Origin of the sequence: Terribacillus jepli (genome assembly GCF_047228925.1) — a bacterium.
GTDB lineage: Bacteria > Bacillota > Bacilli > Bacillales > Amphibacillaceae > Terribacillus.
On record NZ_JBFEGH010000009.1, the window covers coordinates 41,258 to 53,478 of the forward strand.

At 44.2% G+C, this 12,221-nt stretch carries 14 protein-coding genes; 12 read left to right on the top strand and 2 right to left on the bottom strand.

Annotated features, from left to right (window positions below; translation table 11 throughout):
• The first annotated feature begins 26 nt into the window (after positions 1-26).
• The 10 genes from fabI (at position 27) to AB1K91_RS11325 (ending at position 9,252) form a co-directional block, all read left to right on the top strand.
• On the top strand, positions 27-809 hold the full coding sequence (gene fabI / locus AB1K91_RS11280; RefSeq protein ID WP_413089938.1) for an enoyl-ACP reductase FabI: 783 nt from the start codon (positions 27-29) through the stop codon (positions 807-809).
• Between the two features lie 242 nt (positions 810-1,051).
• On the top strand, positions 1,052-1,435 hold the full coding sequence (locus AB1K91_RS11285) for a GntR family transcriptional regulator (RefSeq protein ID WP_413089939.1): 384 nt from the start codon (positions 1,052-1,054) through the stop codon (positions 1,433-1,435).
• Positions 1,432-2,328: an ABC transporter ATP-binding protein gene (locus AB1K91_RS11290; RefSeq protein WP_413089940.1), complete on the top strand. Its 897-nt coding sequence runs from the start codon at positions 1,432-1,434 to the stop codon at positions 2,326-2,328. The genes AB1K91_RS11285 and AB1K91_RS11290 overlap by 4 nt, the downstream gene beginning before the upstream one ends.
• The gene (locus tag AB1K91_RS11295) at positions 2,303-4,234 is read left to right on the top strand and encodes a DUF6449 domain-containing protein (RefSeq protein ID WP_413089941.1); all 1,932 of its coding nucleotides are present in this window, start codon (positions 2,303-2,305) and stop codon (positions 4,232-4,234) included. The genes AB1K91_RS11290 and AB1K91_RS11295 overlap by 26 nt, the downstream gene beginning before the upstream one ends.
• A gap of 3 nt (positions 4,235-4,237) precedes the next feature.
• A complete protein-coding gene (locus AB1K91_RS11300) occupies positions 4,238-4,783 on the top strand; it encodes an RNA polymerase sigma factor (protein WP_093727439.1) in 546 nt (181 codons plus the stop codon).
• Positions 4,784-4,912: 129 nt separating this feature from the next.
• Positions 4,913-5,845: a nucleoside hydrolase gene (locus AB1K91_RS11305; protein WP_413089942.1), complete on the top strand. Its 933-nt coding sequence runs from the start codon at positions 4,913-4,915 to the stop codon at positions 5,843-5,845.
• 154 nt (positions 5,846-5,999) lie between these two features.
• Positions 6,000-6,845, top strand: coding sequence for an STAS domain-containing protein (locus AB1K91_RS11310; protein WP_413089943.1), 846 nt, complete (start codon positions 6,000-6,002; stop codon positions 6,843-6,845).
• A gap of 21 nt (positions 6,846-6,866) precedes the next feature.
• Complete coding sequence (locus AB1K91_RS11315) at positions 6,867-7,766, top strand: alpha/beta fold hydrolase (protein WP_413089944.1); 900 nt, start codon at positions 6,867-6,869, stop codon at positions 7,764-7,766.
• On the top strand, positions 7,763-8,572 hold the full coding sequence (locus AB1K91_RS11320) for a histidinol-phosphatase (protein WP_413089945.1): 810 nt from the start codon (positions 7,763-7,765) through the stop codon (positions 8,570-8,572). The genes AB1K91_RS11315 and AB1K91_RS11320 overlap by 4 nt, the downstream gene beginning before the upstream one ends.
• A gap of 83 nt (positions 8,573-8,655) precedes the next feature.
• Complete coding sequence (locus AB1K91_RS11325) at positions 8,656-9,252, top strand: hypothetical protein (protein WP_413089946.1); 597 nt, start codon at positions 8,656-8,658, stop codon at positions 9,250-9,252.
• A gap of 30 nt (positions 9,253-9,282) precedes the next feature.
• Here the strand turns inward: AB1K91_RS11325 and AB1K91_RS11330 are convergent, their stop codons facing one another.
• On the bottom strand, positions 9,283-10,110 hold the full coding sequence (locus AB1K91_RS11330) for a methyl-accepting chemotaxis protein (protein WP_413089947.1): 828 nt from the start codon (positions 10,108-10,110) through the stop codon (positions 9,283-9,285).
• 16 nt (positions 10,111-10,126) lie between these two features.
• Entirely contained in the window at positions 10,127-10,966 is an 840-nt protein-coding gene (locus AB1K91_RS11335; RefSeq protein WP_413089948.1) for a methyl-accepting chemotaxis protein, read from the bottom strand.
• A gap of 165 nt (positions 10,967-11,131) precedes the next feature.
• Between AB1K91_RS11335 and AB1K91_RS11340 the strand changes: the two genes are divergently transcribed.
• On the top strand, positions 11,132-11,905 hold the full coding sequence (locus AB1K91_RS11340; RefSeq protein WP_413089949.1) for a glucose 1-dehydrogenase: 774 nt from the start codon (positions 11,132-11,134) through the stop codon (positions 11,903-11,905).
• A 109-nt stretch (positions 11,906-12,014) separates the two neighbouring features.
• Positions 12,015-12,203 carry a hypothetical protein gene (locus tag AB1K91_RS11345; protein ID WP_413089950.1) on the top strand — a complete coding sequence of 63 codons (189 nt, stop codon included), beginning with the start codon at positions 12,015-12,017 and terminating at the stop codon, positions 12,201-12,203.
• Positions 12,204-12,221 lie beyond the last annotated feature (18 nt).

Here is a 12,221-nt window from a genome sequence, read left to right on the forward strand (position 1 = left end):
TCTGTTCATATAGAAGGAGAATGGATATGAAGGATTTTCTACAATTACAGGATAAGCACATCGTCATCATGGGTGTGGCGAATGATCGCAGTATTGCATGGGGTGTTGCACAATCCTTATATGCAGCAGGTGCGAAACTGATTTTTACATATCGTCAGGAGCGTTCTGCTAAAAAACTGAACAAGCTGTTGGAGAAGAATGAGATGGAAGCAGCAGTCATTCAATGTGATGTGAATGATGATGACAGCATCGCGTCTGCATTTGCTGAAATCAAGGAAAAATTCACAACTGTCCATGGCTTGGTACATTCCGTTGCCCATGCGCATAAAGAAGATCTGAACGGCGATTTCATCGATACTTCCCGTGATGGCTATGCATTTGCGCAAGATACGAGTGCTTACTCGCTGGTAGCTGTAGCGAAGGCAGTCCGCCCGCTGATGACAGAAGGCGGTTCGATCGTGACGATGAGCTATCTAGGAGCTGACCGAGTGCTTCAAGGCTACAATGTCATGGGTGTAGCGAAGGCTGCCTTGGAAGCAAGCGTACGCTACCTGGCAAATGACCTTGGTCCGGATAATATTCGTATCAACGCCATTTCTGCAGGTCCGATCCGCACATTGGCTGCAAAAGGTGTACCTTCTTTCAATGACATTCTGTCTAAAGTGGAAGAAACAGCACCGCTTCGCCGTAATGTGTCTGCCGAAGAAGTCGGCGACATGACTGTTGGCCTTTTGGGTGCATTATCCCGAGGCGTGACTGGTGAAATCGTTTATGTGGACGCTGGTTTCAACATTATCGGCATTGGCTGATTTATTCTTAAGCCCGTACTGATCCTTGATTGGTGCGGGTTTTTCATGTGCAAAAATGGGTATGATAACCTTTGCGTAAATGAATTACTAACTTATTGAGGAGCCTTATCAATATGATCTGGCTTCTTTTATTTTTGGAAAAAAGTACTTTTCATTTGGTAGACGTTGGTGTATACTTCAGTGTATCAAGTGTACTACTATAACTAATACGGTTAATACAGAAGCCTGAATGAGGTGAATTCATGTTTGAACTTGACTTGCGAAGCGGCAAGCCGATTTATGAACAAATCGTGGATAAGTTCAAGGAACTGATCATCAATCAGGTGCTGGATACAGACGAAAAGCTCCCTTCGGTACGGGAACTTGCCCAGCAGCTGACGATCAATCCGAATACAATCCAAAAAGCGTACCGTGAATTAGAGAATCAGGAATTGATTTATTCCGTAAAGGGACGGGGGAGTTTCGTGAACGCAATTAGTTCAAAAGTCGATCCGCATAAAGTGAAACAAATGGAGGAAGAACTGAAAAAGCTGCTGACCGAAGCGCTGTATATCGGGATGACATCAGAAGAGATTCGAGATGTAGTGGAGCAGCAGCTGCGTAATGGGGGAGGAAGCGATACATGATCAAAGCAGTGGAGATCAGTAAGAAATTTGACCGGAAGCAAGTACTGGATCAAGTCGGTTTCCAAGTGAGGAAAGGAACAATCTACGGCCTGCTAGGTTCGAATGGTGCTGGGAAGACAACCATCATGCGTATCCTTGCTGGTATCTTGAAGCAAGACAAAGGCAGCGTGCTGGTTGACGGCAAGTCTGTATTTGAAAATGTAAAGCTGAAACAGCGCATCATTTTCATGCCGGATATCCTTTACTTTTTCCCGCAATACACAGTGAAGCAAATGGGGCAGTATTATGCCGATATGTACGCCAATTGGGACCAGCAGCGATATGATCAGCTGATCAGCCAATTCAAGCTGGAGAATAAGAAAGTCACAACATTTTCCAAAGGTATGCAGCGGCAAGTGGCCTTTTGCCTGGCATTGGCAGCAAAGCCTGATTTTTTGATCATGGATGAACCGCTGGATGGGCTGGATGCTGTCGTGCGGCAGCGGATCAAAGGCTTGCTCATCCACGACGTAGCGGAGAGAGAGATGACCGTTCTTATTTCTTCCCATAATCTGCGGGAAATGGAAAACCTATGTGACGACGTCGGTATCGTACATAAAGGAAAGATGGTTTTGGAGCGCAATCTGGATGATATGAAGACAGAAGTACAGAAGGTTCAATTCGCATTGCGAAAAGGTCAGGATATGAGCTTCCTGGAAAAACTGAACATCCTGCATCAGGAAAAACGCGGCAGCATTCATCTGCTGATCGTGAAAGCGGATCGTCAGGAAGTGGAAGCGATACTTACAGCACAGAATCCAGTCGTGCTCGATATGCTCCCGCTTTCCCTGGAAGAGATTTTTATTTACGAAATGGGAGGTGCTGGCTATGCCATCGAAAACATCCTCGATTAAGAAACAGATCATTATGCACGACATCCGTCAGGGTGGCTGGCTTAGCGTGCTGTACTTTTTGGCTTTGTTGTTCATTTTGCCACTACAAATCATCATTCAGTACTCGGATCCACAATCGAGGAAGTATATGGAAAAAGGGAATCTATTCCTTTATTCTCCTGACCTCCAATGGCTTCTTTCTATAACAGTACCAGTGCTTTTGGGAATATTACTGCTGCGTTACTTGCATAAAAAACAAGTATCCGATTTCATCCATAGTATGCCTATTAAAAGGGTGTCCTTGTTCCATCATCATTTGATAGTGGGAATGGTACTGTTGATTATACCAATCTTGCTCAATGCACTGATTCTTTTTGGTTTACGTGCTTTTGGTAGTATAGGAGATTATTTCACTGCCATGCATGTTTTTTCCTGGCTGGGCATGCTGCTATTCCTGAATATCCTTATGCTGCTTGCCACGGTATTCACAGGGATGATAACAGGTATGTTTTCCATGCATTTCATACTCACTTATATCTTTATTTTGCTGCCAGCTGGTCTTGTCCTTTTAGTACTGGCAAACATGAGTATATTATTCGTCGGTTTTCCAGTTGATTATTATTTTGAATTGGCAATTCATAAATTTTCGCCAATCTCTTATTTCTTTGTTAACTTCACTGCTGACCTGAATTTATCTTGGGTTGTCATGTCAGCCTACGCAGTTGCGGGTATCCTCTTGTACTTGGCAGCATTATGGTTGTATATTCACCGCCGAATGGAAGCAACATCCCAAGCAATCGTGTATCCGTTTATGCGACCTGTCTTCCGATATGGCGTAACTTTCTGCTTCATGATGGCAGGAGGATTCTATTTTCATATATCGTCTTCTTCTTTCGCTTGGGTCATATTCGGCTATGTTGCAGGATCGTTGATTGGTTTTATCATCGCCGAAGCAATACTGAACAAAACATGGCGTATATACAACGGCTATAAATCATATTTGGTTTTCGTGATTTTCTTAGCCATTGTGATGATTGCGGCTAACCTTGCAAAAGGCAACTATGAAAATAAGATCCCTTCAGCTGATGCTGTAAAACAAGTTTATTTTGGAGATTTTTATAACTACACAGGAGACGTGGAAGATCCAAGCATCAAGCCATTATTCTTCACGGACAAAAAAGATATCGAATTGGTTCAGAAGTTACATGAACGAGCTATAGAAACTTCTGAAATAAATGGTTGGTATGAAGGGGATCTGCGTACCACGTTCATTGTATATGAGATGAAAAACGGAAGTAAGGTGAGCCGATCTTATACGTATGCACTTGATGAAGATCCGGAGCTGAAAAAATTGCAATACGAAATCGAGGGATTGAATGCGTATAAGCATGCGAATAATCCGGTCTTCAATATAGCGTCGAGTGAAGTGTATGGTGTGGATGTGCAGCCGAATAATATTAAACAAAGCAGCACTACCATATCAGATCGTGAATTGATCGATAGGCTTATAGAAGCTGTTAGAAAGGATATTGAGCTTGCGGATCCGCAAACTGATCTGGAAGAAGTACGTACTTATTCTATGGATCTATTGACAAATAAAGAGCAAGGTTACTATTATGTCGAATTTGATGATAGTTATAAGAATACCATCAGTGTATTGAAAGATGCGGGATTGTACGACGATTTACGTGTCTATCCAGAAGATATATCCAGTATCAAATTAGAGAATTTTGAACGAAACAATACCATGACGGTGGAGGAACAAGAAGATATCAAGCATATACTCGATCATGCTATTTACTACAGTGAAGAAGAAGATTCTTATTATGTAACGTTCAACCTCAACAGGGGACAAAGTATGCAGGATGAGCTGTCGATTGAATATGAAGATCTGCCAGAATCTATCAAAAAAAAATTGGAGGAATAAAACGTGGCAAGCGAATGTGTATATGTGATGGAGTCGTTGTTTCAGCATATCTATTCGCTCTACCATCAGCGAGTTTATCACGCAGCCCAGAAGGTGCTGCGTGATGCACAGCTGGCGGAGGATGCGGCGCAGGAAACGTTCATTAAAGCTTATCGGAATCTGGATAAGCTGGATGATATGGCAAAGGCGGGTGCATGGCTGGCAACAATTGCTTCCCGCACGGCAATCGATATGCTGCGTAAAGAAGGAAAGCGAAAGTTCATCAGTATGGAGCTTGCCAGCTGGGAACTGGAGCAGCACTATCTTGAGCATATCGTCATCGAGGAAGTCGAATTGCGGGAGACACAGCAAGAGCTTGAGCGGGACATTCGGGAATTGAAGCCGAAGCTTAGAGAAGTGCTGGCACTGCGCTATGTGAATGAAATGAAAGAGAGTGAAATTGCTGCCTCTTTATCCTTGCCCAAAGCAACGGTGAAGACAAGGCTGTACCGTGCGAAAGCAGCAGTTAAGCAAGCAAAGCTGCAGCGGGAACGAATAGAGTATGTGTAAAGGGTACAGATCAATCGACGATCTGTATCCTTTTTTGCCGAACTTTTCTTTTAATTATTTCAAATAATATGTATAATTTAATTGAAATTATGATTTTTAACAAAAAAATGTTCGTGTTTGGGGTGTTTTATGAGGAAAAAGCTGATTTTGGATGTGGATACAGGCATTGATGATGCCATTGGGATTCTCTTGGCTGTGCAGAGTGAAAAGTTAGAGCTTATCGGTATCACCACTGTCTGCGGAAATGTTTCGCTGGAAGCCGCAACAATGAATACATGTAAGGTGCTGGATCTAATTGATGCCCCGGCAATTCCCGTAGTCCAAGGAAGTGAAGCGCCGTTAAAACGCCAGCCGCATTATGAGCACAAGGTGCACGGAACGGATGGAATTGGCGGAGCCCTGCAGGATGTTGTCTCCATTCGAGAGATAGCAGAGGGGGATGCAGCTAGCTTTTTGATCGAGCAGACCATGGGGAATCCAGGGGATATCACAATTGTCTGCACTGGACCGCTTACCAACCTGGCTTTGGCCATTCAACAGGAACCAGCCATTGTAAACAATGTAAAAGAAGTCATCTACATGGGCGGAGCCATCAACGGAGTTGGAAATGTCACGCCGGTTGCAGAATTCAATATGTTTGCCGATCCGGAAGCTGCTGACATTGTTTTGGAAGCTGGTATACCGAAACTAACCCAAGTTGGGCTGGACGTCACAAAAAAGGCCTTACTTACAGAGAAGTATATCGGTGCAATTCAAGATCCGGTGCTGCATGATTTTGTGAAAACGAGTACAGCTACATATCGAGAAGCATTCCATGAACAGAATGGGATATGGGCTTGTGCCATGCATGATCCGCTGGCAGTTGGGGTGCTCATCGATCCAACCTTGGTTGAAAAGGCATCGTGTTCAGTTGCAGTGGAAACAAACAGTACATATTGTGATGGTCAGACTGTGTGGGACCGCCAAGGAAAATGGGATAAGCAAGAGAATGTCCAAGTATGTATGGAAGTCGAAGCAGATCGTTTTCTCGAATTATTGGTCGATGTGCTTAACCGTGCATAAAAGTTACTTGGGGGCATCCTTTTTCGTACGGGAGTTTATACATAGTTAGATGGAAGGAGTCTGCGTCTGCAGGCTCTTTTTATATGCTCATGATAGAAGCGTTTACCCTGTTTCGATATAATGAAAGAAAATCATGAAGATGAAGGTGAATCGCATGCTAGACATAAATGAAGCACTTTACGACTACATCATGGATAGCGCTCCTCAAATAACGGATCGGTGGGCCTCTTTGTTATATGATTACAAGAATTCGATTTATGCGGAGGATGCTGGTGATGAGATGCGTGCGAAACTCCGGAAACAGCACCGGATGACAATTGAGACTGTAGCCAGTGCGATCTTGGAAGATGAAGAGCAATACAATAAAAATGTGAAGGTATGGGTGGACAGAGTGGCGAATAGCCGCGAGAAGACGAATACGCCGATCCATGAAGTGCTGAAAGCGGTAGGGAAATCAGGAACGGTCATTTGGGAATTCATCGAAACGTTCACTGAATTGCATAGGCAGCATGTTACCCCTGCAATGGTCATCCATTGGTCGAAAAATCTCCACCGTGCATTAGATGAGGTTAACAATAAATTTACAAGATTTTATTATGAGCTGATCGACAGGAAAATCAAGAGCCAGCGCGAAGAGATTCATAAGACTAGTTCGCCTGTCATCCCGATAATGAAAGGTATCGGAGTTTTTCCCTTGGTTGGGCAAATCAGTGAAAGGCGGGCGGAGCTGATCATTCAATATATACCGCAAGTCTGCAAGGAGAAAGACATCGAAATGCTCTTCATAGACCTGTCCGGGACAAGTTTTACGGAGACATACGTTAGGGAAAAGCTCAGACAGATGGTGCAGATCCTGCATATGCTGGGAATTGATTGTGCAGTTTCCGGTCTCCGTCCTGATTCGGTGATGATTTTAGGAGGGAACAGGCAAGTGCAGGATATTCCTTTCTATAATTCCTTGCAGCAGGCATTGGCACATTATGGTTTGACCCGCAGTTAATACTTCAATAGGAGGATTCGAATGAGAGTCGAGCAATTGACAGTGAAAGCGAATGGAATAAATTTGCATATGGCTGCAGCCGGTCCGAATGATGGGGAGTTGGTGATACTCCTGCATGGTTTCCCGGAATTCTGGTATGGATGGAAGGAACAGATTGTGCCACTTGCGGAGCAGGGCTTCCGTGTACTGGCGTTGGATCAGCGGGGCTATAATCTAAGTGATAAACCAGAAGGCGCTGACAAGTATGTGCTCGACATGTTACGTGATGATGTACTTTCAGTCATACGCGTTTTCCAAAGGGAAAAAGCAATCATCATCGGGCATGATTGGGGAGGAGTTGTTGGCTGGCATTTGGCAGTGACGCGTCCCGAGCATGTGGAGAAATTCATTGTCATCAATATGCCGCATCCCGCTAGCATGCCGAAAATACTTGCAACCGAACCACTGCAATGGTTCAAGAGTTCCTATATGGCCTTTTTCCAAATGCAGGATGCACTTGAACGTTCTTTGGCAGCCAATGATTATCATCGCCTCGCAATGGCGCTGACGAAATTCAGTCAAGCAGGCGCGTTTTCCCAGTTGGATGTGGATCATTATAAAGAAGCATGGGCCAAGCCGGGTGCGCTGACAGGGATGCTGAATTGGTATCGAGCGTTGACGGAAAAGGACAATATCAGCATGTATGGCAAGAAGGATTCAGTCATGGTCCATGTTCCGACAAAGATCATCTGGGGAATCAAGGATCAATTCCTGTTGAAGAAATTAGCCCAGAAATCAACGGAATTTTGTACCGATTACGAGCTGGTGTACATCGATGATGCAACGCATTGGGTCCATCATGAACAGCCGGAAATCGTCAATCGACTGATAAAAGAATTCCTGGAAGATAAAAGCCAAGTGGCAGAAGGAGCAGGTGTATGACATTCGATTTGCATACACATCATTATCGATGTGGGCACGCAGAAGGCCAAATAGAAGACTACGTCAAAGCAGCGATAGAGAAAGGATTGGACTATATCGGAATCGCAGATCACTCTCCGTATTTCTATAGTGAGGAAGACCAGCTTTATCCTGGTATTGCGATGCCGATAAGCGGATTTGAAGCTTATGTACAGGAAGTGCTGCAACTGAAAGAAAAATATAAGGAGCAAATCCATGTCCTGTTAGGAATGGAGAGTGACTTCTTTCCGCAGCATGCTGCATTATATGCGGACTACTATCGAAAATATCCATTCGATTATGTTATCGGCTCGGTGCATTACGTGGATGAAGTGAATATCTTCAAGAAAGGCAGATGGGATGGCTTATCGGAAGCAGAGCATATCAGAGTGAAAGAAACCTATTATGATTTGATTCAGCAGTCGGCAAAAAGTGGCATATTCCAGGTGCTAGGTCATATTGACGCAATGAAGGGTTTCTATCCTGCTTTTTCCGATATTCCTGCTGATCATGCCATCGAACAGACATTGAAGGTGATCGGGGAAGCTGGCGTCGCCATTGAAGTAAATACATCGGGAAGTACAAAAGCAGTCGGTGGCTGGTACCCTTCCGACCGTATCCTTGAGCGGGCGCTGCATTATGGAGTGGATATTTCCTTCGGTTCCGATGCCCATACACCATCCCGAATCGGGGAGGATTTCGATAAAGTGAAAGAGCGGTTGAAGGATATCGGATTCAAAGAAATGGTCTACTTTGTCCAAAAACAAAAAAGGTCGCTGCCATTGTAATGCCCGTTTTTTTGTTTACTTTCATTGGGAAGGGGTATGTATACACCAATAGAGCAAACAAAAAAGTCTAAGGAGTGTTCATAATGGTACAAGCACAAACAGTAGACAAGCACGAAGTGAAAGAGCAGGCAAAAGCAGGCTCCAAACTATTGACTGGCGCAGTCGCTGGAGCTGTTACCGGAGCGGCAATCGTCTTACTCAACAAACAGACACGTCAGAAAGTATTCCAAAATGTCGGCATGGCAAAGGATACAGTTGTCAACTTTGTGAAAGAGACGAAACAAGATCCGCAGGGTACAAAAGAACAAGTGATGTCCAAAGTGCAGGATGCGACAGAGCTTGCCAAGGATGCGGCTAATGACGTCAAGAATGTCTATGACAAGGCGCAAAACGAAATCATGTCTTCTGTCAATGACGTTCAGGAAGACTCCAAATCCGCTCTTGGCACAGTGAAAGAAGTAAAAGACGATTTGAAAAATGCCGGCAGCAAAGCGAAGGAAGCTTCTAGTAAGCTGATGGAAGCAAAACCAGAAAGTGCACCGGATAATCCAATGACAAAGCCAAAGAATGAAGATAATGGTTCTTCGGATGAACCAAAGAACCAGCCGACCAGCAAGACAACTACAACACCCGTTACTAAAACAACACCAGCAACGCCAAACAATAAACAGTCTATCTGAAAAATCGCCTCCAATTTGGAGGCGATTTTTTTAATTGGTGATTTCTTTAATGTATTGTCCGATGTCATTGCTTTGTGAATCAAGGTTCTGAATATCTTCCATGAACTCCACCATCACACGGGATTGCTCTTCAGAGGCAGTGGATACCTCGCCGATACTTAATGTCAGGTTCTCCATATTAGTCCGTATCTCCTGGAGCGACTGCCCGATCGTTCCGACAGCTTCCTTCGTTCCAATGGAAAGTTTGCGTATCTCATCTGCCACCACACCAAAGCCTCTGCCGGCATCACCTGATCGGGCTGCTTCAATGGCTGCATTCAAGCCGAGCAAATTCGTCTGTGTAGAGATATCTTCAATTAACTGAACAACTTTGCTGATTTCCTGAGAGTTGGCATTCGCATGGGATGCTTGACTGTTGATATCGGTACTTGTAGCGGAGAGCTCTTCTGCTTGCGCTGCCACTTGCTGTACTTTTCCTTGCAGGCTGCTTACGATTGCGCGTAATTCATCCAGCTCTACATCTAAAATTTCTTCGTCTTTCAACGTTTTGGTGATCTGGATAACACCGACGACTTCTCCACTTTCGTCACGGATGGGATTGGCGGTGTTTTGCATACCGATGCCAAAGCGTTCTTTTGGAATATGTACTTGTACTTTTTCACCTTGCAACGCTTGAAGCAGCAGGTCATTTTCCTCTGTAAAGGCAAAATCGCCAACCTTGATGCCCAGATCCAAATCTTTAGAAGGAGAGAAATAAACGAATTTTTCCCTATCTGTTACTGTTACAACATTGTTTTCCCCGATATTCTTTTTGATTTCCGGTGCTAAGTGGACCATTGCTTGTACTGTAGGGTGCATGGTATTGATAACCTCCTTAATCTTGGTTCGTTACTTTTTTCATTGTTTCTATGATTTGTTTGCTCTTTTCATCCAAAGCCTGGATATCATCCATGAATTCAACCATGACGACGGACTGTTCCTCGGAGGAAGTGGATACTTCATTGATGCTTAGTGTGAGATTCTCAATGCTGGTACGGATTTCTGTTAGGGATTTACCGATCGTTTGGACGGCTTCCTTTGTGTTATCGGAAAGCTTGCGGATTTCATCTGCTACAACTCCGAAGCCTTTTCCTGCTTCACCTGACCGAGCTGCTTCAATGGCTGCATTCAATCCAAGAAGATTTGTCTGTGTGGATATTTGTTCAATAAGCTGAACCACTTCACCGATTTGGTGTGAATTTTGATTGGCACTGTTCGCTTGCGCATTGATGTCACTGCTTGTAGCGGAAAGCTCTTCTGCTTGGGCAGCTACATGCTGTACTTTTCCTTGAAGGGCATCAATCACTTCATTCAATTTGCTAAGCTCTTTATCCAGCTTAGCTTGATGCTCCAATGTACGGGATAAGGATAATAAGCCTACAATTTCATTAGTCTCCATATCGCGGATCGGAGTTATGGAAGTGACGACTGGTGCGCCAAGTTCTTCATAATCCTCGGTGATGGCAAATACGATTTGTTCCCCTTTGATTGCACGCAGATAAACGTCATGTTCATCCAGTCTTGATTTACCTACTTCAATGCCTAGTGTCAAGATTGTCGATGGGGCATAGTATACAAACTTCTCGGTATCCAGTACGCCCATAGCGGCTGTCGGGCCTAGTGTGTCCTTTATAATAGGGGCAATATTGACTACTGCCTGAATTGTAGAATTCATAAAGCGAGCTCCTCTGCACATGATTTCTCTTTATATCGGTAAGAAGTACCTGGAAGTGAAGCGCTTCACTGCAAAAAGTCCTATTTTGTCATATTTTGTAGAAAAGTTTCCTTGGAATGAATCAAGGGAAAAGCAGGGAAGAACATAATTCGGGAGGGTATCGACATGTACAATGACCTGGAAGGGAAGACTGCAATCGTCACTGGATCTTCCAAAGGAATCGGACGGGCAATTGCAGAACGTTTCGGACAAGAGGGCATGAATGTTGTTGTTAATTATCACGGGGATGAGGATGGTGCTAACCAAGCAGCTGAAAATATTCGTCAAGCAGGTGGGAAAGCAATCGTCATTCAAGCGGATGTATCCAGGAAAGTTGAGGTACAGCATTTGCTGGAGAGGGCATTGGAAGAATTCGGCGGAGTGGACATAATGGTGAACAACTCTGGTTTCAGTAAGCCGGAGCCGTTCCATGAAATGGATGAAGATACATGGAGAAGTGTCATTGATGTGAATCTTACGGGTACCTTCTTTGGCGGGCAAGCGGCCCTCCGTCACATGCTGGATCAGGATATTAAAGGCAGCATCATCAATATATCGAGTGTGCATCAGCAGATACCAAAACTGTCGGATAGTCATTACGCAGCATCAAAAGGAGGAATCAAACTTTTGACAGAGACAATGGCTCTTGAATATGCAGCCAATGGCATCCGTGTGAATGCCATTGCTCCAGGAACGATCGCCACAGAGCGAAACAAAGATACAAAACCCGAAAATGAAGTGAAACAGATGAAAAAGATACCGATGCAGTCCTTCGGTAAACCAGAGGAAATTGCAGCTGCAGCGGCATGGCTGGCTTCAGAGGAAGCAAGCTATGTAACAGGCACGACACTCTTCGTCGATGGCGGAATGACGCTGTATCCTTCTCAACTTGAATTGTGATAGGTGACAAAATCGTCACTTCCCTGCTCATAATGTTACCAAAATAACAGGAGTTCGTACTCGTTTCCTTCTATTATAAATGTAAGGAATAGAAAAGGAGAAGGTGGAAATGGAGCAGATCACTTTTGTTGGCGCTATGCTGATGCTGGGGATTACCTTTGTGCTTACGGCTGCCGCTATTTTGTCCAATGGATTGAAAGCATTGTTCGACCTGACAAGCAATTACATGCGAGTAGCTGTTTTCTGTTTTGCCATCTACGTTATCAGTTTTAGTGCCTATCTTGTTATTGCTAACTAAAAAAGCGCCGCCTGTAAG

Excerpts from the sequence above, each read along its gene's own strand:
- fabI (WP_413089938.1), top strand. The coding sequence starts at position 27 with ATGAAGGATTTTCTACAATTACAGGATAAGCACATCGTCATCATGGGT.
- AB1K91_RS11285 (WP_413089939.1), top strand. The coding sequence starts at position 1,052 with ATGTTTGAACTTGACTTGCGAAGCGGCAAGCCGATTTATGAACAAATC.
- AB1K91_RS11290 (WP_413089940.1), top strand. The coding sequence starts at position 1,432 with ATGATCAAAGCAGTGGAGATCAGTAAGAAATTTGACCGGAAGCAAGTA.
- AB1K91_RS11295 (WP_413089941.1), top strand. The coding sequence starts at position 2,303 with ATGCCATCGAAAACATCCTCGATTAAGAAACAGATCATTATGCACGAC.
- AB1K91_RS11305 (WP_413089942.1), top strand. The coding sequence starts at position 4,913 with ATGAGGAAAAAGCTGATTTTGGATGTGGATACAGGCATTGATGATGCC.
- AB1K91_RS11310 (WP_413089943.1), top strand. The coding sequence starts at position 6,000 with ATGCTAGACATAAATGAAGCACTTTACGACTACATCATGGATAGCGCT.
- AB1K91_RS11315 (WP_413089944.1), top strand. The coding sequence starts at position 6,867 with ATGAGAGTCGAGCAATTGACAGTGAAAGCGAATGGAATAAATTTGCAT.
- AB1K91_RS11320 (WP_413089945.1), top strand. The coding sequence starts at position 7,763 with ATGACATTCGATTTGCATACACATCATTATCGATGTGGGCACGCAGAA.
- AB1K91_RS11325 (WP_413089946.1), top strand. The coding sequence starts at position 8,656 with ATGGTACAAGCACAAACAGTAGACAAGCACGAAGTGAAAGAGCAGGCA.
- AB1K91_RS11330 (WP_413089947.1), bottom strand. The coding sequence starts at position 10,110 with ATGCACCCTACAGTACAAGCAATGGTCCACTTAGCACCGGAAATCAAA.
- AB1K91_RS11335 (WP_413089948.1), bottom strand. The coding sequence starts at position 10,966 with ATGAATTCTACAATTCAGGCAGTAGTCAATATTGCCCCTATTATAAAG.
- AB1K91_RS11340 (WP_413089949.1), top strand. The coding sequence starts at position 11,132 with ATGTACAATGACCTGGAAGGGAAGACTGCAATCGTCACTGGATCTTCC.
- AB1K91_RS11345 (WP_413089950.1), top strand. The coding sequence starts at position 12,015 with ATGGAGCAGATCACTTTTGTTGGCGCTATGCTGATGCTGGGGATTACC.